The following is a 20356-nucleotide window of genomic DNA, read 5'->3' as shown; positions in this document are numbered from 1 at the left end:
GAACACAACAACGTCGCCTTGCAAATACAAGGCGACGTTTGTCGTAGTGGGGTGCTAGCGAATGATCAAGCCCACTTTTTGGAACTTCTTCAAGTCGGTGTAGCCACACTTTGCCATTGCGCGTTTGAGGGCACCAGCAAAGTTCTGCTCGCCGTACACGCTTGCAGAAGGCCCATGCAGCAACACCTCAAGGCTGGCGCGATCTCCTTCCGTGCCAACGATCTGGCCTCGGGGGAAGCGCGGGTGCGCGGCAGCCGAAGGCCAAAACGCACCCTTGGCCGCTGCTTCTTCGGCGGCAGCCAAAGGCGCACCGAGCACCACGGCGTCTGCGCCGCAGGCGATGGCCTTGACGGCGTCGCCGGAAAGGTACAGATCACCATCGGCAATCACGTGCACATAGCGGCCACCAGTTTCATCCAAATAATCGCGCCTAGCCGCAGCAACATCGGCGATGGCAGTTGCCAGCGGCGTGCTAATGCCCAGCGCAAGATCATTGGTATTAAAGCCACCGCCAACGATCACGCCTACCGCACCGGCGCGCATGAGGTGCAAGGCGGTGGTGTAGTCATACACACCACCGGCGATCACGGGCACATCAACACTGCCGATGAACTCTTTGAGGTTTAAAGGCTCGCCGCCTTGCTCAACGTGCTCGGCGGAAATGATGGTGCCTTGCACCACCAGCAACTCCACGCCCGCCTTGATCAGGGCTGGAGCAAGCTCGCGGCAGCGCTGCGGAGACACACGCACTGCCACGGTGGCACCAGCATCGCGCACCTGCGCTACGCGCTCGGCCAAAAGATCTTGATCTAAAGGCGCTTGGTGCAATTCCTGCAAGGTGCGGATGGCTTTGCTTTGATCCTCGTCGAGGTAATCGCCGCGTGCTTCAAGCACTTTTGCTATAGCGGCATCGAAGTCGGCGTGGCGGGCAAGCAACCCCTCGGCGTTGAGCACACCGAGGCCGCCTTGCTTATCCATCTCGATGACGAACTCCGGAGACGCCAGCGCATCGGTGGGGTGCGACATAAAGGGCACGTCGAAGGTGTAGGCGTCGATATTCCAGGTGGTATCGACGTCCTTGGAGGAACGGGTGCGTCGTGCAGGCACCAAGGAGAGCATGTGGAGGTCGTAGGCGCGGCGAGCCTCGCGGCCTTGGCCAATTTCTACAAAATCTCGCATGAGTAGTTGGTTTCCCTTGTCGTTTGGGTCGGCGTTAGCGGTAGTTCGGGGCTTCGACGGTCTGCTGGATGTGGTGCGGGTGGGATTCCTTCAAACCAGCAGAGGTGATCTGCACGAACTTGGCACGCTGGAGATCTTCAATGGTGGCAGAGCCGGTGTAGCCCATCGAGGCACGCAAGCCGCCAACGAGCTGGTGGGTGATGGCTTCGATGGAACCACGGAAGGGCACGCGGCCTTCAATGCCTTCTGGCACGAGCTTGTCTTCGCTTTTCACATCGGCCTGGAAGTAGCGGTCCTTAGAGAAGGAGCGCTTTTCACCGGACAGGCCACGGCCTTGCATAGCACCCATGGAGCCCATGCCGCGGTAGCGCTTGTACTGCTTGCCTTGCACCACGACGATATCGCCGGGGGCTTCAGCAGTACCTGCGAGCATGGAGCCCAGCATCACTGAGGAGGCACCGGCTGCTAAGGCCTTGGAGATATCGCCGGAGAATTGCATACCGCCGTCGGCGATGATCGGCACGCCTGCTTCGTGTGCGGGCACCGATGCTTCCATGATGGCGGTGATCTGTGGTGCGCCAACGCCGGCAACCACGCGGGTGGTGCAGATAGAACCTGGGCCAATGCCGACCTTGATGGCATCGGCGCCGGCTTCGATCATGGCTTTGGCTGCGCTGCGGGTAGCGAGGTTGCCGCCAATCACATCGACCTGCTTGCCAAATTCACGCTTGACGCGAGAGACCATGTCCAGCACTCCTGAGGAGTGCGCGTGGGCGGAGTCCACGACGAGAACATCCACGCCGGCGTCGACAAGCGAACCTGCACGCTGCCAAGATTCCTCGCCCACACCGATACCTGCGCCTACCAGCAAACGACCAGAGGCATCCTTAGTGGCGTTGGGGTGCTGCTCTGTTTTGACGAAGTCTTTGACGGTAATCAGGCCGGTGAGCTTGCCTTGCTTGTCGACGATCGGCAGCTTTTCCACCTTGTTTTGGCTCAGCAGCTCGAGGGCTTCTTCTTTGCCCACGCCTTCCTCGGCCACCACCAGGGGCATCGGCGTCATGACTTCGGAAACCTTGCGCTCGAAATCGCGCTCGAAGCGCATGTCACGGTTGGTGCAAATGCCCAGCAAGGTGCCTTCATCGTCCACGACGGGCAGACCGGAGATGCGGAAGCGTGCGCACAGGGCGTCTACCTCGGCAATGGTCATGTCGGGAGAGCAGGTCACTGGGTCGGTGACCATGCCGGATTCGGAGCGCTTGACTACCTCGACGTGCTGGGCTTGTTCTTCGATGGAGAGGTTGCGGTGCAACACACCCATGCCGCCTTCGCGGGCCATGGCGATTGCCATGCGCGATTCGGTCACCGTGTCCATGGCGGCGGAAATGATCGGGATGTTGAGACGAATATTGCGAGTGAGTTGTGTAGCGGTGGACACCTCGCTGGGAATCACATCCGATGCATCGGGAAGTAGTAGTACATCGTCGAAGGTGAGTCCCACCAGTGCAACCTTGTTGGGATCGTCGCCACCGGTGCTTACTCGCTGATCTGTCATTGAATCTCTCTCCTTGGAAACCGTGATCCATGCAGGCCGAAGCCGCGAACTGTGTGTCTAGCCTACCGCGTTGGGCAATCAGGGCTTGGCTCCTGCTTGTCTTGGCAACTCGAACACCCCCGACTGTGCGTGCATTTGCCTGCCTGGGGTACTTGAAACTAACGGCTTACCCCATTTAGGCTGGCTTGGGTGAGCTTCGACTGGCAAATGCCCAAAGACCCCTTCGCCGACGATGATTTCGATCCGGCTTCGCTTTTCGACGACGAAGAAGAGCAGCTCCCTCCGCTGAGCGATCAAGATCGCGAGCAGATTAAACAGGAGCTCCAGTTCGTCTACCAATTCCGCGCAGCGCTGCTGCCTAAAGGCGTTATGGGCGTGGTCGCCATTTGCGAGGAGTGCCAAGAAGAGCACTACTACGACTGGGACATCATGATTAACAATATGCGCGCCACCTTGGCCGGAGAGCTCAGCCCCGCGCATGAACCCAGCATGAACCCCAACCCGAATGCCTATGTGCCCTGGGATTATTGCCTCGGATATATCGACGGCATGAGCAGGCGCTAAAAGCCACAAAGAAAAGCCCGGATCATAGTGATCCGGGCTTTTTGCTGCTGTGTGCATCCACAGCGCGAAGGCTAGCGGTCGATGCCAGGTGCGACCTCTTGTACCACTTCGCTGAGGCTGCGCGAGATGCTATCGACTGGGTCTTTGACCCCAGGCTGCGCCTCGGCGTTTTCTTCCACCGGGGGCGCATTACGCACGCCGGTTTCTTCCTCAGTGGGAGTTTCTGAGGGAAGATCAACCGGATCAGGGTTGGCTTCCACCGTGGGCTCTTCGGTGCGAGTGGTCTCCGAAGTTGTGGTCTTATTGTCGTTCTTGGTCTTGGTCACCGTGGTGGTGTCCTGATCGGGCGCGGGAGCGGTGGTGGTCACCGTCGCGGTGATCGTGGTGGAGACGCGATCCACCAGCGATTGCCCCACCTTGCGGCCCTTCGGCTCCATGCGATCTACCAAGGCCTGGGCCTCGGCGAGCTTGCGCATTGCGCCTTCAATATCGCCGCTGGCCTTCAAGTCATTGGCCTCTTGCAGCGCGGAGGCCAACTGCACAACCTCAACATCTTTGCTGCCAAAGATCTGCTGGTTGAGTCCGTATAGGGCGCTGCCCGGTTCGGCATTATGAATTGCCACACCGCTTCCGGCAATCAGGGCCGTTGCAGCCGCTGCACCAACAAGACCATGGAATAGCGCACGGGTTGGGCGGTGAAGCTGAATAACTTCGGCATCGCCTTCTGTAGCTTCCTCGGCGGCGAAGCGGCCACGCCTGCGCGGTGCTGGAGCATCGACAGCCGGCATCTCATTGGTTAATGCCTTGTCAGAACCATGAAAACCAAGCTCGGCCAGTGTTGGCGCCTTGGGCATATCAGCACTGACTTCTTCACGCGCTTGGAGGAATAGGGCCGCGAGTTCATCACGGCCGTCGCTGGGATCAACACCCTGCGCAAGCGCGCTCAAGAAGGCGTCATCCTCGCGCAGCATTTCTAGCTGCCGACGAGTCACGCCCTCTTGTTTCGGGTGTCGCCTATTCATTGCCACGCTCCTGCTCCAGAGCCTTTCTTAGTGTTGCGAGTGCTCGATGCTGTGCCACACGGACTGCGCCTGGAGTACTACCTAAAATTTCGGCCGTCTCATCAGCACTCAGACCATTAAACACCCTGAGGATTACAACCTCACGAGCTTTGTCACTGAGTACATCGAGCAATGCAAGCATCCTGTTACTACCTGCTTGCGTCATGGTCAAATGCTCAGGTGTATCATGCACGATTTCCGTGTCGGGCACCTCATCTGTGGGGTGTGCAAGATCGCGCTTATAGTAGCGCATCGCGTCTGCCACCTTGTTTGAGGCGATGCCGTACACGAAAGCAAGGAATGGTCGGCCCCGATCGACATAGCGCTCGATGGAATTTGCTAGGGCAAGACAGGTTTCTTGAGCTACATCCTCGGGGGTGGGGTGCCTACCCCCGGACATGCGTGCGCGGGCGTAGCGCAGCACCACGGGATAGGAGATTTCGATGATGCGCTCGAGAGCTACGGCATCGCCGGCTTGAGCTTTCGGCACTAGCCGTTGAAGCTCATCCTCGTCGCTCACGTAGTTTCTCCTTGCAATAACGCATATCTGGCGTAGTCAATGAAGAAATTCTAGTCCCTGTCACCATCATTGACCCAACGCCCTGCTCGCAAACACCCCACCCACGCCCCCTCCGGAGCATCGCGCGTGAGGTGCCACCACGGTTGAGCTTGGTGTTTGCCAATGGGCTGAAGAAACATCGCCTAAAGGTCATGTGCGCATCATGTGTTGTTTACTTGCTTGCGTCATCCTAGGGAAGCACGCCCTGGCACCCGCTGCATTTTCAACCTCGGCGCCGCTTAACACCGTCGCTGCGTTGATCCGGCTGCACCACATCCTATTGTTTTATCGTCTTCTCAAAGGAGCGCCTACGCATGCCTACCACGACCGTTCTCCCAGGCCCTTATACGGTGCAATGGGATTGGCGGCTCGAAGGAGCTTGCCGCGACGAAAGCTCGGATACCTTCTATCACCCCGAAGGCGAGCGTGGTCGCGCCCGCATGATGCGTGAGCGTCGTGCAAAAGAAATCTGCCAAACCTGCCCCGTATTAAAGGCCTGCCGCGAACATGCGTTGAGCACCGGCGAGGTCTATGGCATCTGGGGCGGCATGACCGAAGGTGAGCGTCAGCGCTATTTGCGCTCCGTTCGCATCGAACAGCGCTAGCTCGAACACCAAAAAGCACCCTCTCCTACATAAGGTGAGGGTGCTTTTACGCTATGCGCTTTTAGTGGTGATGGTGGTGGCCTGCGGCCTGCGGCTGAGGCTCAGCCGGCTTTTCTACCACCGATGCTTCAGTGGTGAGCACCATGCGTGCCACGGAGGTGGCATTGACCACGGCGGAGTGGGTGACCTTGACTGGGTCGATAATGCCCTGCTCGATCAGGTTGCCGTACTCCAAGGTGGCGGCGTTAAAGCCTTCACCATTGTTCAGCTCGACTACACGCGAGACAATCACGGCACCGTCTTTACCGGCGTTATCGGCAATCCAATACGCAGGCTTTTGCAGTGCGCGGCCAAGAGCCAGCACGCCAACCTTGGCATCGCCTTCGAATTGCTCAGCAAAGTTCTTGAGCTCTTCAGCGATCTGCACCAGCACGGCACCGCCGCCGGCGATCACGCCTTCTTGAGCGGCAGCACGGGCAGCGTTGATGGCGTCTTCTACGCGCAACTTGCGCTCGGAGACCTCAGTTTCGGTGGCGGCGCCAACCTTGATCACGGCAACGCCACCGGAAAGCTTGGCCAAACGCTCCTCGGCCTTTTCACGATCCCAGGAGGAATCCGTGGTTTCGATCTCGCGGCGGATCTGCTCGCGACGACGCTCCACCGCATCGGCGGTACCAGCACCGTCGACGATGATGGTTTCGTCCTTGGTCACGGTCACGCGACGTGCCGAACCAAAGACCTCCGGGGTGGCCTCGTTCAGGGTCACACCAACTTCCGGGTCCACCACGGTGGCACCGGTGACCACGGCGAGGTCATCCATGAATGCCTTGCGGCGTTCACCGAAATACGGAGCCTTTACCGCTACTGCCTTGATGGTCTTGCGAATGGAGTTCACAACGAGCGTCTGCAGCGGCTCGCCTTCAACGTCCTCAGCAATGATCAGCAGTGGCTTATTGGCCTCTACAACCTTCTCCAGCAGCGGGAGGAAGTCCGGCAGTGAGGAGATCTTGTTGCGCACCAACAGCACGGCGGGATCTTCCAGCACGGCGTGCTGGGAGTCGGTGTCGGTGATGAAGTAGGGAGAAAGGAAGCCCTTATCAAAGGACACACCCTCGGTGACATCGAGATAGGACTCGATGGACTGAGATTCCTCTACCGTTACCACGCCATCTTTGCCGACCTTTTCCATGGCGGCTGCGACCATGTCGCCAACCTCCGGGTCGCGAGAAGACACCGTTGCCACATTGGCAATATCGGCGGCCGATGCCACTTCTTGGGCGCGAGCAAGCAGCTCTTCGACGACCTTCTCGGCGCCGGCTTGAATGCCGCGGTTGAGCTCGATCGGGTTTGCCCCTGCAGCCACATTGCGCAGACCCTCGCTAATGAGCGCCTGAGCCAAAAGGGTTGCGGTGGTGGTGCCATCGCCGGCGATGTCGTTGGTCTTGACCGCAACGGACTTCACCAGTTGTGCGCCGAGGTTTTCAAAAGGATCCTCAACGTCGATCTCACGAGCAATGGTCACACCATCGTTGGTCACGGTGGGGCTGCCGAAGCTCTTATCCAGCACAACGTTGCGGCCACGCGGTCCAAGGGTGACCTTCACAGCGTTGGCTAGGGTATCGACACCCTTGAGCAAGCCTTCGCGGGCTTCTTGGTCAAATGCAATGAGCTTTGCCATATGGGGCCTTTACTTCTCGATAATCGCGAGGATGTCGCGGGCGTTGAGCAGCAAGAACTCTTCGCCGTTGTACTTCAGCTCGGTGCCGCCGTACTTGGAAAAGACCACGGTGTCACCCTCTTTAACGTCCATGGGCACGCGCTTATCGTCGGCGAAGCGGCCGGGGCCTGCTGCAACAACAACGCCCTCCTGGGGCTTTTCCTTAGCAGAGTCCGGGATCACCAGACCAGAAGCAGTGGTGGTCTCGGCTTCGCTGATCTTTACTAGAACGCGGTCCTCGAGCGGCTTAATTTGAACGTTTGCCACGGTGTTCCTCCATTGATGAAGTGTCAAAGAATTGTGCCGGTTGCAGATGCCAGCACAGCCGTCGTCGCGGGTGAACAACTGTGTGTCTGAGACAACCTCTTAGCACTCTACTCGTTACAGTGCTAAGGCTTCAAGCGTGATTGCTTAGAGCTAACTCACCAAAGGAATGCTCACGTCAAGGCCGGTATTGGTGCCCACATCCAGGCCAGATGCCTTGCCACCAGCATGGATGAGTTCGGCCGCCAAACTGGCAATCATCACGCCGTTATCGGTACACAATTTCAGTGGCGGCACCAGCAACTCGATGCCGGCGCTTGCGCACCGGGCGCCAAGCAATGAACGCAAACGAGCATTCGCAGCGACTCCCCCACCAAGCAGCAAGGTAGGCGCCCCGGTTTCTTTACACGCCAAGACCGCCTTGGCAGAAAGCACATCGCATACCGCCTCCTGGAAGCTGGCGCACACATCGGCGATATCGATGCTTCGCCCCTCGCGCTCGGCTGCTTCTACATAGCGAGCCACGGAGGTTTTGAGCCCAGAGAAAGAGAAATCAAAGCGGTGCTCTCCGCGCATCTCATCGGCACGCATCAAGCCACGAGGGAAACGAATGGCCTTCTTATCTCCCCGCTGCGCCCACTGATCAATGACCGGGCCACCGGGATACCCCAAGCCCAGCAGACGGGCGACCTTGTCGTAGGCCTCGCCGGCGGCGTCGTCAAGCGTGGAGCCAAGCTCACGCATCGGACTGCCCACTGCTTCCACCTCAAGCAATTGCGTATGGCCACCCGATACCAGCAACGCCACGCAATGGCCGAGCTCTGCACCGCCCAAATTGGCCACAGCCACGTGCCCGCCTAGATGATTCACGCCATAAAAAGGCACATTCCAAGCAGCCGCGTAGGCCTTCGCCGCAGAGGCACCCACCAAGAGCGCACCTGCAAGACCGGGGCCAACGGTGGCCGCTACCGCATCCGGGCGGCGAATACCGGCCTCGGCCAGGGCAGCTCGCATCACTGGCACCATCGATTCCAGGTGCGCACGAGAGGCGATCTCTGGAACCACACCACCAAAGCGGGCATGCTGTTCCATCGAGCTGGCAACCGTATTGGCCAACACTTCCAGCGATCCATCGTCGTGGCGCTGAACAATGCCCACGCCTGTTTCATCACAGGAGGACTCAATGCCCAGAATGATCATGAGGCACCTTTCGCAAGATCAGAAGAACAAGGACGCAGCATAGTAAAGGCATCGGCCCCAGAGGGCTGATAGTAATTGCGGCGAAGCCCAATGCGCTGAAAACCAAAGGCCTCGTACAGGCCAATCGCGGGCTCGTTGTCTGTGCGGACCTCTAAAAAGATGGCAGCACCGCGTTGATCAGCCAACGCGCACACCTGATTCATCATCGCCCGGGCAAGCCCCCTGCCCTGGTAGGCGGGATCAACGCCGATGGTGTGAATCTCGCATTCGAGTTGATGTGCAGGGCCAAGAAACGCCACACCCGCATAGGCCACGAGCTGCTGATCTAACTCAATGCCGAGATACAGCGTGTGTGGCTGGGAGAACTCGGCGCGGAAATCCTCCGCGCACCAGGGATTATCGCCGGAGAAAAGCTGCTGCTCTAAGTGCGCTAAGCGTGGGGCGTCGAAGTCACTGAGCGGGCGAATGCGCAACGCGGCTTCGCCTTGGTGGCCATCTGCACTCATGCCTGCGACTGTTCCCCAGCAGGGGGTTGGGTTGCATCCTGCGGGATCGCAGGAGAAATTCGCACCGTGGGCTCTTTGGCATCCGGGCGGCGCAAATACAGCGGCTCCGGTGGCTGAGGCGGATCGAACTCAGCCACTGCAGCAAGCCCGCGTGCACTCGGGTACTCGTGGACGACCTTGCCGGCGCGCACCTGCTCAAGCACCGCCTGCTCTAGATGCTCCGGGACGCTGAGCGTATCCACCTGCATTGCTGGCAGATCCGCGGGTTTGCACACCTCAGGGCCTTGTTGCACTGCGCCGTCGACAAGCTCGGTGTAGTACACCTCTCGACGTCGAGCGTCGGTAACTACCAGCACCTTCGAGCCTGGAAGCTGCGAGGCGATGGCGCGGTGACTGCTCACACCGGTGACGGGGATGTCCAAAGCGTCGGCGAAGGCCATGGCGCTGACCATGCCCACACGCAAGCCGGTAAATGGCCCAGGGCCACAGCCCACGACGACCCCTTGGAGATCATCAAAGCTGAAACCCGTGGCCTCAAGCATCTCTAGCACCGTTGGCACTAATGCTTCGTTGTGGCGGCGGGCATCGTCTAAGCAACGCTGTGCCAGCACCTCGGCGTCGCGTACAAGCCCAAGCACAAGCCGCGGGGTGGCACTATCGATCGTGAGCAGCAACAAGGGTTTAACCTGCCAAGATCCAGGTATCGCCGTCGAGGTAGAACTGGTTCATGTCATAGGCGCGGAAGGCGGTGGGCTGACCCTGGAAGCACAGATTGACGTCCTCGGTGTTGAATTCCGCAGAGGCGAAGTCACCATCCTGGTTGACGAAGACCAGGTAGTTCTTATCCATCGGGATGCTGCCTTCTTCAATGGCAAAGAGGTCAGAACCAACGCCGAGCTGCTCTACCTGCTCAACGGTCATGCCGGAGCACACGGTAGCGGCTTCCATCCACTCGGTGCCATAGAGATCCGCCATGACAAGGCCTGCGATGTGGATGTTTTGATCTTCAAGCTTTTGCAGCGTTGCCTCAAGGCGCTTGCCCGAAAGTGGCTGTTGCTCTTCCTGGCTGGCCTTGAAAATCATGCCGGCGACGATGAGCAGGAACAGCACAATCAGCACGGTAGCGAGTGCGCGGAGCGGCTTGGGTAGTTGCATGGTGGATCCTTTCGAAAGGTGCACGGCGTCGCTTCACGCCGGTTGCTTGCTACATCAAACGCTACTACGCGCCACCCGACTGGCTCAGCTTGCCCACACATATTGCGGCTAGATAAGTAAGAGCAGCACTACCTGCGAGGCGATAATTTTGCCGATCATCGCCGTTGGGTACACCGTGGCATAGCCTCTGGTTGCAAGCTCAGTAGTGGTTTGACCATTGAGATAGGAGATCACGGCAGGATTCGTGGTCATACCTGCTGCCACGCCCATCGCCTCATCCCATTTGAGTTTCAGTACTGGCATGCACACCGCAGCGCAGAGCACCGCCGAGGCGATGGTGACGATGAAACCGCCGCCGATCACGGCAAAGGAGCTTGGGTCGGTGATCGCCTGGCGGAAACCGACGCCAGCCTTGGTGCCCACACCTGCTAGGAAGATGCTCAAACCTAGGGTGCTGATGGTGCGATTCGCGTGGTAGGGAACCTGCCAGCGCAAAGGACCACTCTTTTCCATGGCGCCGAGCACCAAACCAGCCACAATCGGGCCACCACCGAAGCCGAGCGAAAGCGTATTGCCGCCCGGCAAGGGAACCGGGATGATGCCTAAGAGAAGACCCGCGAGGAGGCCGATAAAGAAAGGCAAGAGGTCGACGTCGGCAAGCTCACGCTCAGAATCCCCGAGGTAGCGGCGAACCTCCGGCAAACGCTCAGGGGTGGTAACCACACGCACACGATCGGAAAGGCGAATGACGGTGCTTGGGTTTGGAACCTCATCAGCATCACCCCTGCGGGCGCGAACAACGAGGAAGCCACGCGAGCACGTATTGAGCTGCCCAAGGCTCATACCGGCGATGTCCTTATTTGAAACAGTGATGCGCGAATACACCAAGTTGGTGCCATCGAGGCTCAACTCCACCGGCTCACCCAACACCGCGATGGCCTTTTCCAAAGCATCAGGGGTGCCATTGAGCACCAACACCATGCCGGGGCAAAGCTCACGATCGCGCATTCCCAGCTCATGCTCATGATCGGAACGCACAATGCGGCTTGCAATCACCTGTTGGCCGGTAATGGCCTGCACATCACCAATACGGCCATGGACCCCCTCGCCGATGCGCACACCACGCCACGCAAGCGGATCGCTGATCAGGCCTTCTGCGCGAGCGTCCTCACGGTGATTCACCTTGAGCAATTTCGCGCCCACCGCAGCCACCACGATGGAACCAATCACCGCACCCGGGTATGCCAGGGAGTAACCCACCACGGGCTGGGCTGATTGAGAAGGATCAATGCTGCCCAACATATTGACCATCGCCGCCATACCAGGCGTGGAGGTCAGCGCACCGGCAAACATGCCAGCACCAATGGTCGGCTCGATGCCCAGCAGCTTCACAATCGCAACAGAGAGCACCGCCATCGCCACAAGCAGCACCACTAAGAAGAGGTTCAGCTTCCAGCCGCGGGCTTTGAACTGCGCAAAGAAGGCTCCGCCGGCTTCGAGGCCAATGGCGTAGACGAACATGGCAAGGCCAAGTTGATACAGCAGTGGTGGCAGCTCAAGCTCGGGATTGAGCGTGGATAAGGCCAAGGCCACGAACAAAACGGCCGCGGCGCCTAAAGAGATGCCAAAGCAACGTATCTTTCCCAGCGCCAGACCCAGGGCCAAAATGATGACCAAGGTGAGCAGCGGCGATGTTGCCAAATAATCCAGCAAGGGTGTCTCGCCTTTCAAAAAATCCGATAATCGGTGTAAAAAACAGCACTCACGATTCTTGCCAGGAGGGCGTGCCAGCTCAAGCTCAGAGCCGAAAATGTGGCTGAGATCAGACGCCGGTGTGACCTCAGCCCCTTTCGGGGAGCTTCGCCTTCGGCATCAGGCTTGCATCGGGGCATCAGGCCGGGCCAAGGCATCAGGCTTGCATCGCGGCGTCAGGCCGGGCCAAGGCCTCAAGAGCACTCAAAGGCATCAGGCTCGCACCCCCACCTCGATGCCGGACCCCCCCCACCTACCTATTCGCGCGCTACCTAGACTTCCTTGGTTTCCCAGGAGATGATCCGCGCTTCCGATTCCGGATCCTGCTCGGCTGCGGTGGTGCGATCAATGGTGATTTCAATAAAACGCTGAGCAAGCTGCTCCATCATGCCCCCGCCCCACTCGGCCACCACCACTGCGTGATCGAGCTCGGTAATAAGATCCAATGATTCCAGCGCGTCAATGGGATCTTCGCCGGCTTCAAGCAGGCGGTATGCATCCACGTGAATCAGCGTAGGGCCATCGTTGATGGGTTGGTGTTCTCGGGCAATCTGGAAGGTGGGCGAGGTCACCCGACCTTGCACCTTAAGGCCTCGGGCAAGCCCTTGGGTAAAGGTGGTTTTGCCCGCGCCCAAAGGTCCAACCAAAATCACCACATCGCCGGCGCTGAGTTGGGCACCAATTTCTTCTGCAAGCTTTTGGGTGCTTGCCACATCGGGGCAGGTTCGGTTGCCGGAAGATAGCTCAATCATGCTTGCTCCTGAAGGTGAGTGTGCGTGTGCTGGTACACCCTGCGTGTGCGCCCCTTGGGGCTGCAGACAATCTCGTAGTCGATGGTGCCAAGGGCATCCGCGAGCTCGCCAGCGCTCATTCCTCCTGGCCCAAAAATCACTGCCTCATCGCCGGGCTGTACTCCTGCTTCATCGGCGCCGAGGAAGACCACGATCTGGTCCATGCAAACCCTGCCTACTTGCTGGAAGCGCTTGCCGCCGATAGTGACTTCGAGGTGGCCTTGGGCCGCGCGCGCTAAACCATCGGCGTAGCCCGCCGGCACAATCGCGATGGCTCCGTCATGCGGGGCGCGCCAGGTGTGCCCATAACTCACCGCATCACCAGCGGCGATCTTTTTCACCACCGTTACTCGGGCCACCCATTGCATCGCTGCTTCAAGCCCATGATTGCTGTCTTTGATCGGCTCGTAGCCGTAGAGGGCGATGCCGGGGCGCACCATCTCAAAGTAGGCATCGGGGCGTGAAAGCACTGCTGGAGAGTTGGCTATGTGGTTGCATGGCAGGGCCAAACCGAGAGAACGCCCGAGCTCGATGGCTCGTTTGAATACCGCAATTTGTTCATCGGTGGCGCTGCTTTCAAGGTCATCGGCGCAAGCAAAGTGGCTCATCAGCCCGGTCACTTCCAGTTCGGAGTGGGCTAGGGCGCGCATAATCTCTTCCCACTGCTGCTCAAGCACCCCCGATCGGTGCATGCCGGTATCAATTTTGATCACTACTTTGCCGCGACCGTGCTGCAGCACTGCTTGCACTTGGCTTTTCGACGCCACCGCCACCGTTATTCCAGCGTCGAGCACTTCAGCGACGTTTTGATCGGGCGACCAAAGCCAGCACATGATCGGGCGTTGCACACCTGATTGGTGCAGTGCAAGGGCTTCTGCAAAGGTAGCGACGCCAAATTGATCGGCGCCTGCTTCTTGCATCACTTGGGCTACCTTTAAAGCGCCGTGGTTGTAGCCATCGGCTTTGACCACACACATCAACTTCGCTGGCGCCACCTTTGCCTTGAGTTTGGCGGTATTGGCGGCGATGGCATCGAGGTTGATGCGGGCTTCGAGCAGATTCATGGTGTTCTATTCTGCCACCTGTGCCAGGCGGTGCCACCTCAAGGCGCTGGTATCCACTATCCTTAGACACCGTGGCTACCAAACTGTCCAAGCAACTACCAAAGCTTTCTAAGCGCGGCCCTCACCGCGTCCTCGTCGGCGACCTTGCCTACGCAGGCATCGAGGGGCGTGTGTACACCCCAGCCGAAGGCAATGGCATTCCTGGTGTGGTGTTCGCCCACGATTGGAAGAAGGGCGTAGAAAAATACCACGGCACGCTGCGTCACCTCGCAAGCTGGGGTATTGCAGTAGCGGCACCGAACACCGAGCGCGGTTGGATCCCCGATGTTCGCGGTTTCGCAGCAGATATTGAAACCTGCTTGCAGATCCTCACCGGCGTGAAGCTCGGCACCGGCAACGTCAGCGTTGCCCCTGGGCGCATCGGTGTCGCCGGACACGGCATGGGCGCTGCCGCGGCCGTGCTTGCTGCAGCGCAGCGCGACAATGTTGCTGCCGTTGCCGCACTCTACCCCGCCACGAGCCACCCGAATGCCGAGGAATTGGCAGCCAAGGTGCAGGCCCCTGGCTTGGTCATCACCACTGATGAAGAGGCGTTTTTCGATTACGGCAATGCCGCTAAGATGGCCGCCAACTGGGGCGGCGATGTGGTGTACCGCGAAATGGAAAAGGGCCGTTCGCAGGTCTTAAGCGAAGATGTGCTGTTTAAGCTGGCCACCGGCACCGGCGGCATTAAAACTGGCGTGCGCGAGCAGGTGCGTGGCCTGACCACCGGCTTTTTCCTTCACGAGCTCGCCGGCGAGAACAAGTACCAGGCTTTTTCGGATCCCGAGCAGGAGCTGAAAAAGACCCGCATCTACACCGGCGAGGATTTGAAAGAGCGAGCCGACCTCGGCACCTTCAAACGCTAGGAAGAATGCAAGATGCCCCGAACGCGCCCGCGCTTTCGGGGCTTTGTTGTTGCTTGAGGCTGTACAGGTGAGGCGTCTGCAGTTTTGTGCTTTGCTGCTTGCACCGCGGCTTCTGCCTCGCGCACGAGTTTTTCAAAATCCGCTACTCGTTGGGCGGTGCGCTTGCGAAAATCGGCAATGTAGTCCTCGTAGCTCATGACCACCCTCCTGCCTTCTTCGCCACAGGTGGTTCAGGTGCGGGTGGTTCAGGAGCAGGCGGCTCGGGCGCGGGAGGCTCTGGTGCCACTGATGCCTCGGCGCCTGCAGTTGCTGCGCTCGCGGCGTATTGGGGTTTGGCGGCATTCGCTGCAAGTTCCGCCTTTGAAGGTGCAGGCGGTTGAGGTTCAGCTTCTGCAGGCGGTGGGCTGTTCTGCTCGGCCTCCTCCGGCTCAGGTGCAGGCGGCTCAGGAGCAGACGGTTCAGGGCACTCGGGCTCAGGCTGCGCCTCGGGGACTTCCTCACACCCGCCGAGGTGAATATCTGCATCAATGTCGATCGAGATGCCAAATCCTTGCATCGCCTCAGCCATAGTTTGGGCCGGCATCCCCGTTTCTTGCATCACGCCCCCTTCCCCGATTTGCGCCGCACCCTGGCCTGCCTGCGCACCAAGCTGGGCCGCCCCTTGTGTGAGCTGCTCAGCTACACCCTGCGCCACAGCCCCAACGGCCTGCCCAATCCCGGCTGCTACACCTGGCAGTGGCGTTGCTTGCGGGCTTATCGACGCCGGATGCACCCCCGCCTTCTGTAATGCTGGCGCCGCAGGCTGGGTTGGTTGTTCAGGTGTGCTTGTCACCGGCGTTGCCGATCCACCCGAAACTGGGCTTGGTGCTTTGTGCTCAGCCACCTGCTCAGGTGCCGCTGGTGGAGGCACTGGAGCTGGGGTGGCGCCTTGGTGTTCGAGGCACTGCTGGCTGGTGCTGCTGGGTGCTGTGGCTGCGGATTCGCATTCACCTCGCAATTGGTCCAAGCAGGCGCCGATGGCTTCGTCCCTGGCCTGGCAGGTGCCCATGATCAACGTGGACGTGGCATTGATAAGCCCTTCGGCTGTGCGAACCAGCCCTTGAAAAATTCCCGCCCCCGCTAGGGGATTGAGTATGGGGTTGGTGGCGCTAATCGCGCTCAAAAGTGGCCCCATCGCAGCGCTTAATGCCCCCAAGGCGGTATTGCAGGTGCGCGCTGCTTCTTGATCGATGCATTCCATGGCCTCGCCTGCCCTGCCGGCGGATTGGCCGATATCAGTATTGCGCTGGTGGCCTTGGAAGAGTTCTTCAATCTGGCTTTCAATGCCTTCGCTGATGGCTTGTTCGGCAAAGAACTCTAAAACCTCAGCGCCCAAGGTGCCGAGCACCCCGGTATTTTCTGGGTCACTCTTGCCGCCGATGTTCTTCGCTGCTGCCGCCACGGCGCTGGGATTCAGCCCAGCAGTTGCCCCAAAGGCGTGCTCAAGGGCAGCCCTTGAGGTGTGCGGGCCTGCATACAGGCCATTGGAGGCACCGCGAAGGCCTTGCACCGCGGCGTCGAAAAGCTGAAAAGAGGGGTTCATTGCGAACCCCCAAAGGCAGCGGCATTGCCGGCTTCTGTCTCGCGAGCCGCTTCTACCTGGGAATTTGCCTTCTTTGTGGCATCGGCCAAGGTGTCGTAGCGGCGTTGGTGCTGGTGGTGGAGCAGAGCAAAAAGCCGCTCCAGGGCAGCTTGTTGGGCGCCGAAGTCGCGGCCTGTGCTCCCCGGTGCCAGGTGGGGCGAAGCCGCTGCATGCGAGGTGCGCTGGGTTGAAACTTCGCCCGAAAGTTGTGTCAAAACGGCAAGTGCCTTGGCGGCATCCAATGCCATGTACGTCATCATTCCCCCAAAATTGTTGAGCCAAAAACCTTCACTAGTATTTGACGCAAAAACCTTGGGGTCGGTTCCCTTAGACTTTAGAAACCACCGCTGCGAGGGCACCCGCGATGCGGCGGGCTTTTTCTTCGGCCTCTGCTTCGACCATCACGCGGAATAATTCCTCGGTGCCGGAGGGGCGAAGGAGCACGCGGCCAGTATCGCCAAGCTCGTCGGTGGCCGATTCGATCGCAGCAACCACCTCGGGGTGGGATTCGATGGCCGACTTATCCGAAACAGGGACGTTAATGAGCACCTGCGGCAATACCTTCATGGCTTCGGCCAGGGACTTCAGAGAAACCCCAGTCTGGGCCATACGAGACATCAGTGCCAGGCCAGTAAGCGTGCCATCACCGGTGGTGCCGAAATCGGGCATCACAATGTGGCCGGACTGCTCGCCGCCGAGGCTGTAGCCGCCCTCGTTGATCTTTTCCAACACATAGCGATCGCCCACCTTGGTGTTTAGCAGCGTAATGCCAGCCTCACGCATAGCAATGTGCAGGCCAAGGTTGCTCATTACCGTTGCCACCAGGGTGTTCTTTCGCAGCTCGCCATTGTCTTGCATGGCCAGAGCAAGAATCGCCATGATCTGATCGCCATCGACCACATTGCCCTCAGCGTCTACCGCCAGGCAGCGATCGGCGTCACCATCATGGGCAAGGCCTAAATCAGCGCCGTGCTCAAGCACCGCGGCTTGCACCTGATCGATGTAGGTGGAACCGCAGTGATCGTTGATGTTGTAGGCATTGGGCTTATTGTGAATGGCCACCACGGTAGCGCCGGCTGCTGCATAGGCCATGGGGGCAACCTCGCTGGCGGCACCATTAGCGCAGTCCACCACCACTTTGATGCCGTCGAGTTGCTCGGGCATTGAGGTGCGCAGGTGATCTAAATAGTGTTCGCGGGCATCGGTGGCCTCTTCAATCACACGGCCTACTCCGTGGCCGGTGGGCCCGGATTCCTCCAGGCCTTCCATGACTTCTTCGATCTCATCTTCTACATGATCGGGCAGCTTGTGGCCGCCCTTGGAGAAGAACTTGATGCCGTTATCCGGCATCGGGTTGTGGCTAGCAGAAATCATCACGCCCATATCGGCGCCATAAAAGTCAGTCAGGAAGGCGACTGCCGGGGTGGGCAGGACGCCTACGCGGAGCACGTCCACGCCGCGGCTTGCCATGCCTGCGGCCAGCGCAGCGGCAAGCATTTCACCGGAGACGCGTGGATCTCGCCCAATTACTGCTACCGGACGGCGACTGCCGCTGCGATTATCGCGAGTCAGCACTTCTGCCGCAGCCGCGCCGAGGCGCAGGGCAAGTTGAGCCGTGAGCTTCTTGTTCGCCAAACCGCGAACACCATCGGTACCGAAAAGACGAGTCATACCAAGCATTATGCCTGCCAAGGCTGAGAACCTAGGCCTCCACCCCGACTTTGTGGCCGGCGAAGCTCAGGCGATGCTGGCCAGCGAAGCTGCGCGGGACTCGCCGCGGGTGCACCGGCCTCGCCGCAGGTGCTTGGGGCCTAGCCGCAGGTGCTTGGCACGACCTTCTTATCGTCTTTCCACTGCTTGAAGGCATCGCGGATGGTATCGGCATACACCAAGGCGCCTTCGGGGGTGGGGTGAATGCCATCATCGCGAAGCATCAGCGAATCGCTGGCCACTGCCTGGCACCAGGGCGCGACATAGAGGTTGCTATAACGCTTTGCTGCTTTCAGGATCGCTTCGCGTGAATAAGGAATCCAGGGACGATCACCATAGGGCTCGGTGATCACCACGATGCGATCCGATCCGAGCACCTCCATCACCTCGTCCATGAGTTCATCATCAACTTGGCTATTGGTGCCAAAGCCGAGCACGACAAATTGATCAAGGGTGCCGTCGGCAATCATCTGCTGCAGGATCGGCTTCGCGGTGACCAAGGCGCGCGAGACTTCACCATCAACGTAGATGCCGGGGAATTCTGTGCGCAGCACCTCCGCGCTGGCCAGCATCACGGAATCGCCCACGGCCGAAATCTGATTGCCCTTCGGCATCTCGCGCACGGGCTTCGGCTTGGTGGTTTCTGCTGCCTCTGCCTTTTGTTGCTGGGCTGCTGCTTGATCCAGGAAGCGTTCAAGATCGGTTTTATCCGGGGCAGTGACCAGCGAGGCAATCGTGGCGCTTGGTAGCACAAGCACTGCCAATACCGTGGTGATCCAGGCGCGCACTGGCCGCAGATCCGGTGAGGTGAGCGTGGCCATGCGGCGTTTTGCGGCCTTGAGGTATCCACCGCGCCGGATGGGGGTTTCAATATTGCGATACGACCAAGCCGAAAGCGGCAAGGACACCGCCACGGCGATGATGGCCAAGAGCTGCCAGGGTTGTTCGGGGAACCAATGGCGCAAAAGCTGAATGATCGGCCAGTGCCAGAGGTAGAGGCTAAAGGAGCGCTCGCCAAGCCACCGCAGTGGTGTCAATTCCATGAGCCTGCTGATCGGCCCGACTTCAAACACGGTGGCTGCCAGCACGATTGCTGTGAGCGTGCTGGCGATGACCAAACCACCACGATAGGTAAAGGTGAGATCATCACCCATGGCCCACATCTGCCACAGCAGCAGCACAAAGGCGATCACGCCAACGATGCCAAGCAGCGTGCGCAGGCCCCGAGAATGCCGCGGCCATGAATCCTTTGCCGTTTTGCTGGTAGAGGTGAGCAACGCTGCGAGGGCCGCGCCGATTAATAGGCCAAAGGCGTGGGTATCGGTGCCGTAATAGACGCGGGTGGGGTCTTGGCCTGGTTCTACCTTGATGGCCATCCACGTGGCACTGAATGCAGCACCTAGAAGGAACACCGCCATGAGCACAGGCCGGATCGAGCGCCGCCCGAACCTGCGCAGCAGCCAGAGCAAGCCAACCACGATTGGCGGGAAGAGGATGTAGAACTGTTCTTCTACCGCCAGCGACCAATAGTGGGCAAAGATCTGCACTTGATCTTGGCCAAAGTAGGTGTTGTCGTTGGCGATTTGCACCCAGTTATTGACAAAGAGCAGGGAGCCAAAGAATTGTTTGTCCAGGCCAACGGCGAGATTGCCGCCAAAGAGCCTGATTATCGGCACCGTGATCAGCAGCACCATGGTGGCTGCGGGAACTATTCGACGTAACCTGCGTACCCAGAAGTCTTTGAGGCTAATCGCGCCGGTGGCCGCGTATTCACGCAGTAACAGGGAGGTGATTAGAAAGCCGGAGAGGACGAAGAAGACATCCACGCCCAGGTAGCCACCCGGTAGAAGCAGAGGTGCGAAGTGGTAGATCACCACGGCCAATACTGCGATGCCACGCAGGCCGTCGATGCCTGGTACACGCCGGATCTTCTTTCCGATCGGCTCCCCGCCGAGGTTGTGTGATTCCACAGTCATGGGCAGGCGCGGTGCACGCTTGGGTTTGAATATCCCCTTGCGAGCTGCGCCTTTGTCATGGGCGTGAAAGAAAGAAGGTGCCATCCGGGTGCTCTATTACGGTGTTGTGCCACGCCCAAGTGCCTCGGGCGTTTGGATAATAACCCCGCTATCCTATCAGCGCCTGGAA

The 20356-nt window shown here is 59.4% G+C and carries 21 protein-coding genes; 3 read left to right on the top strand and 18 right to left on the bottom strand.

What is annotated here, in order from left to right:
- Nucleotides 1-54 precede the first annotated feature (54 nt).
- On the bottom strand, nt 55-1179 hold the full coding sequence (locus IEU99_RS05540; RefSeq protein WP_128890399.1) for a GuaB3 family IMP dehydrogenase-related protein: 1125 nt from the start codon (nt 1177-1179) through the stop codon (nt 55-57).
- Between the two features lie 34 nt (nt 1180-1213).
- Entirely contained in the window at nt 1214-2734 is a 1521-nt protein-coding gene (guaB, locus tag IEU99_RS05535) for an IMP dehydrogenase (protein ID WP_128890400.1), read from the bottom strand.
- Between the two features lie 189 nt (nt 2735-2923).
- Here guaB and IEU99_RS05530 point away from each other — a divergent pair, with 189 nt between their 5' ends.
- Nucleotides 2924-3298 carry a DUF5319 domain-containing protein gene (locus IEU99_RS05530; protein WP_128890401.1) on the top strand — a complete coding sequence of 125 codons (375 nt, stop codon included), beginning with the start codon at nt 2924-2926 and terminating at the stop codon, nt 3296-3298.
- Between the two features lie 71 nt (nt 3299-3369).
- On the opposite strand, the gene IEU99_RS05525 is transcribed toward IEU99_RS05530, so the two are convergent.
- Entirely contained in the window at nt 3370-4320 is a 951-nt protein-coding gene (locus tag IEU99_RS05525; RefSeq protein WP_128890402.1) for a hypothetical protein, read from the bottom strand.
- Nucleotides 4313-4879: a sigma-70 family RNA polymerase sigma factor gene (locus IEU99_RS05520; protein ID WP_128890403.1), complete on the bottom strand. Its 567-nt coding sequence runs from the start codon at nt 4877-4879 to the stop codon at nt 4313-4315. The genes IEU99_RS05525 and IEU99_RS05520 overlap by 8 nt, the downstream gene beginning before the upstream one ends.
- Nucleotides 4880-5232: 353 nt before the next feature.
- On the opposite strand from IEU99_RS05520, the gene IEU99_RS05515 reads away from it, so the two are divergent.
- Nucleotides 5233-5523 carry a WhiB family transcriptional regulator gene (locus IEU99_RS05515; RefSeq protein WP_123960797.1) on the top strand — a complete coding sequence of 97 codons (291 nt, stop codon included), beginning with the start codon at nt 5233-5235 and terminating at the stop codon, nt 5521-5523.
- Between the two features lie 61 nt (nt 5524-5584).
- Here IEU99_RS05515 and groL read toward each other — a convergent pair whose 3' ends face one another.
- From groL to alr, 9 genes are all read right to left on the bottom strand, one after another.
- On the bottom strand, nt 5585-7201 hold the full coding sequence (gene groL / locus IEU99_RS05510; protein ID WP_128890404.1) for a chaperonin GroEL: 1617 nt from the start codon (nt 7199-7201) through the stop codon (nt 5585-5587).
- A gap of 9 nt (nt 7202-7210) precedes the next feature.
- Nucleotides 7211-7507: a co-chaperone GroES gene (groES, locus tag IEU99_RS05505; RefSeq protein ID WP_123960799.1), complete on the bottom strand. Its 297-nt coding sequence runs from the start codon at nt 7505-7507 to the stop codon at nt 7211-7213.
- Nucleotides 7508-7657: 150 nt separating this feature from the next.
- Nucleotides 7658-8704: a tRNA (adenosine(37)-N6)-threonylcarbamoyltransferase complex transferase subunit TsaD gene (gene tsaD, locus IEU99_RS05500; RefSeq protein WP_128890405.1), complete on the bottom strand. Its 1047-nt coding sequence runs from the start codon at nt 8702-8704 to the stop codon at nt 7658-7660.
- On the bottom strand, nt 8701-9210 hold the full coding sequence (gene rimI, locus IEU99_RS05495; protein ID WP_128890406.1) for a ribosomal protein S18-alanine N-acetyltransferase: 510 nt from the start codon (nt 9208-9210) through the stop codon (nt 8701-8703). Before rimI ends, tsaD begins: the two co-directional genes overlap by 4 nt.
- Complete coding sequence (gene tsaB, locus IEU99_RS05490; RefSeq protein ID WP_128890407.1) at nt 9207-9887, bottom strand: tRNA (adenosine(37)-N6)-threonylcarbamoyltransferase complex dimerization subunit type 1 TsaB; 681 nt, start codon at nt 9885-9887, stop codon at nt 9207-9209. Before tsaB ends, rimI begins: the two co-directional genes overlap by 4 nt.
- 4 nt (nt 9888-9891) lie before the next feature.
- Nucleotides 9892-10365 (bottom strand): hypothetical protein, encoded by a 474-nt coding sequence (locus IEU99_RS05485; RefSeq protein WP_128890408.1) that lies wholly within the window; start codon nt 10363-10365, stop codon nt 9892-9894.
- 108 nt (nt 10366-10473) lie between these two features.
- Nucleotides 10474-12078, bottom strand: a complete 1605-nt coding sequence (locus IEU99_RS05480) for an aspartate:alanine exchanger family transporter (RefSeq protein WP_128890409.1) — start codon at nt 12076-12078, stop codon at nt 10474-10476.
- Between the two features lie 311 nt (nt 12079-12389).
- Nucleotides 12390-12869, bottom strand: coding sequence for a tRNA (adenosine(37)-N6)-threonylcarbamoyltransferase complex ATPase subunit type 1 TsaE (tsaE, locus tag IEU99_RS05475; RefSeq protein ID WP_128890410.1), 480 nt, complete (start codon nt 12867-12869; stop codon nt 12390-12392).
- Complete coding sequence (gene alr / locus IEU99_RS05470) at nt 12866-13972, bottom strand: alanine racemase (protein WP_128890411.1); 1107 nt, start codon at nt 13970-13972, stop codon at nt 12866-12868. The genes tsaE and alr overlap by 4 nt, the downstream gene beginning before the upstream one ends.
- 71 nt (nt 13973-14043) lie before the next feature.
- Here alr and IEU99_RS05465 point away from each other — a divergent pair, with 71 nt between their 5' ends.
- Nucleotides 14044-14880, top strand: a complete 837-nt coding sequence (locus IEU99_RS05465) for a dienelactone hydrolase family protein (protein ID WP_128890412.1) — start codon at nt 14044-14046, stop codon at nt 14878-14880.
- Here IEU99_RS05465 and IEU99_RS05460 read toward each other — a convergent pair.
- The 5 genes from IEU99_RS05460 to IEU99_RS05440 all read right to left on the bottom strand — a co-directional run bounded on the left by IEU99_RS05460 (nt 14877) and on the right by IEU99_RS05440 (nt 20187).
- A complete protein-coding gene (locus tag IEU99_RS05460) occupies nt 14877-15077 on the bottom strand; it encodes a hypothetical protein (protein WP_128890413.1) in 201 nt (66 codons plus the stop codon). The genes IEU99_RS05465 and IEU99_RS05460 overlap by 4 nt on opposite strands.
- A complete protein-coding gene (locus IEU99_RS05455; RefSeq protein WP_128890414.1) occupies nt 15074-16462 on the bottom strand; it encodes a hypothetical protein in 1389 nt (462 codons plus the stop codon). The genes IEU99_RS05460 and IEU99_RS05455 overlap by 4 nt, the downstream gene beginning before the upstream one ends.
- Entirely contained in the window at nt 16459-16761 is a 303-nt protein-coding gene (locus tag IEU99_RS05450; RefSeq protein ID WP_128890415.1) for a hypothetical protein, read from the bottom strand. Before IEU99_RS05450 ends, IEU99_RS05455 begins: the two co-directional genes overlap by 4 nt.
- A 67-nt stretch (nt 16762-16828) precedes the next feature.
- Entirely contained in the window at nt 16829-18172 is a 1344-nt protein-coding gene (glmM, locus tag IEU99_RS05445) for a phosphoglucosamine mutase (protein ID WP_128890416.1), read from the bottom strand.
- Nucleotides 18173-18312: 140 nt separating this feature from the next.
- Nucleotides 18313-20187: an acyltransferase family protein gene (locus IEU99_RS05440; RefSeq protein WP_164931187.1), complete on the bottom strand. Its 1875-nt coding sequence runs from the start codon at nt 20185-20187 to the stop codon at nt 18313-18315.
- Nucleotides 20188-20356 lie beyond the last annotated feature (169 nt).

This window comes from Corynebacterium pelargi, from assembly GCF_014635485.1.
GTDB lineage: Bacteria > Actinomycetota > Actinomycetes > Mycobacteriales > Mycobacteriaceae > Corynebacterium > Corynebacterium pelargi.
This window is presented reverse-complemented; position numbering and strand designations above follow the sequence as displayed.

Coding starts and splice junctions, on each gene's coding strand:
- IEU99_RS05455 (WP_128890414.1), bottom strand. CDS start 16,462: ATGAACCCCTCTTTTCAGCTTTTCGACGCCGCGGTGCAAGGCCTTCGC.
- IEU99_RS05450 (WP_128890415.1), bottom strand. CDS start 16,761: ATGATGACGTACATGGCATTGGATGCCGCCAAGGCACTTGCCGTTTTG.
- groL (WP_128890404.1), bottom strand. CDS start 7,201: ATGGCAAAGCTCATTGCATTTGACCAAGAAGCCCGCGAAGGCTTGCTC.
- tsaD (WP_128890405.1), bottom strand. CDS start 8,704: ATGATCATTCTGGGCATTGAGTCCTCCTGTGATGAAACAGGCGTGGGC.
- IEU99_RS05540 (WP_128890399.1), bottom strand. CDS start 1,179: ATGCGAGATTTTGTAGAAATTGGCCAAGGCCGCGAGGCTCGCCGCGCC.
- IEU99_RS05515 (WP_123960797.1), top strand. CDS start 5,233: ATGCCTACCACGACCGTTCTCCCAGGCCCTTATACGGTGCAATGGGAT.
- glmM (WP_128890416.1), bottom strand. CDS start 18,172: ATGACTCGTCTTTTCGGTACCGATGGTGTTCGCGGTTTGGCGAACAAG.
- tsaE (WP_128890410.1), bottom strand. CDS start 12,869: ATGATTGAGCTATCTTCCGGCAACCGAACCTGCCCCGATGTGGCAAGC.
- IEU99_RS05525 (WP_128890402.1), bottom strand. CDS start 4,320: ATGAATAGGCGACACCCGAAACAAGAGGGCGTGACTCGTCGGCAGCTA.
- IEU99_RS05460 (WP_128890413.1), bottom strand. CDS start 15,077: ATGAGCTACGAGGACTACATTGCCGATTTTCGCAAGCGCACCGCCCAA.
- alr (WP_128890411.1), bottom strand. CDS start 13,972: ATGAATCTGCTCGAAGCCCGCATCAACCTCGATGCCATCGCCGCCAAT.
- IEU99_RS05440 (WP_164931187.1), bottom strand. CDS start 20,187: ATGACTGTGGAATCACACAACCTCGGCGGGGAGCCGATCGGAAAGAAG.
- guaB (WP_128890400.1), bottom strand. CDS start 2,734: ATGACAGATCAGCGAGTAAGCACCGGTGGCGACGATCCCAACAAGGTT.
- rimI (WP_128890406.1), bottom strand. CDS start 9,210: ATGAGTGCAGATGGCCACCAAGGCGAAGCCGCGTTGCGCATTCGCCCG.
- IEU99_RS05485 (WP_128890408.1), bottom strand. CDS start 10,365: ATGCAACTACCCAAGCCGCTCCGCGCACTCGCTACCGTGCTGATTGTG.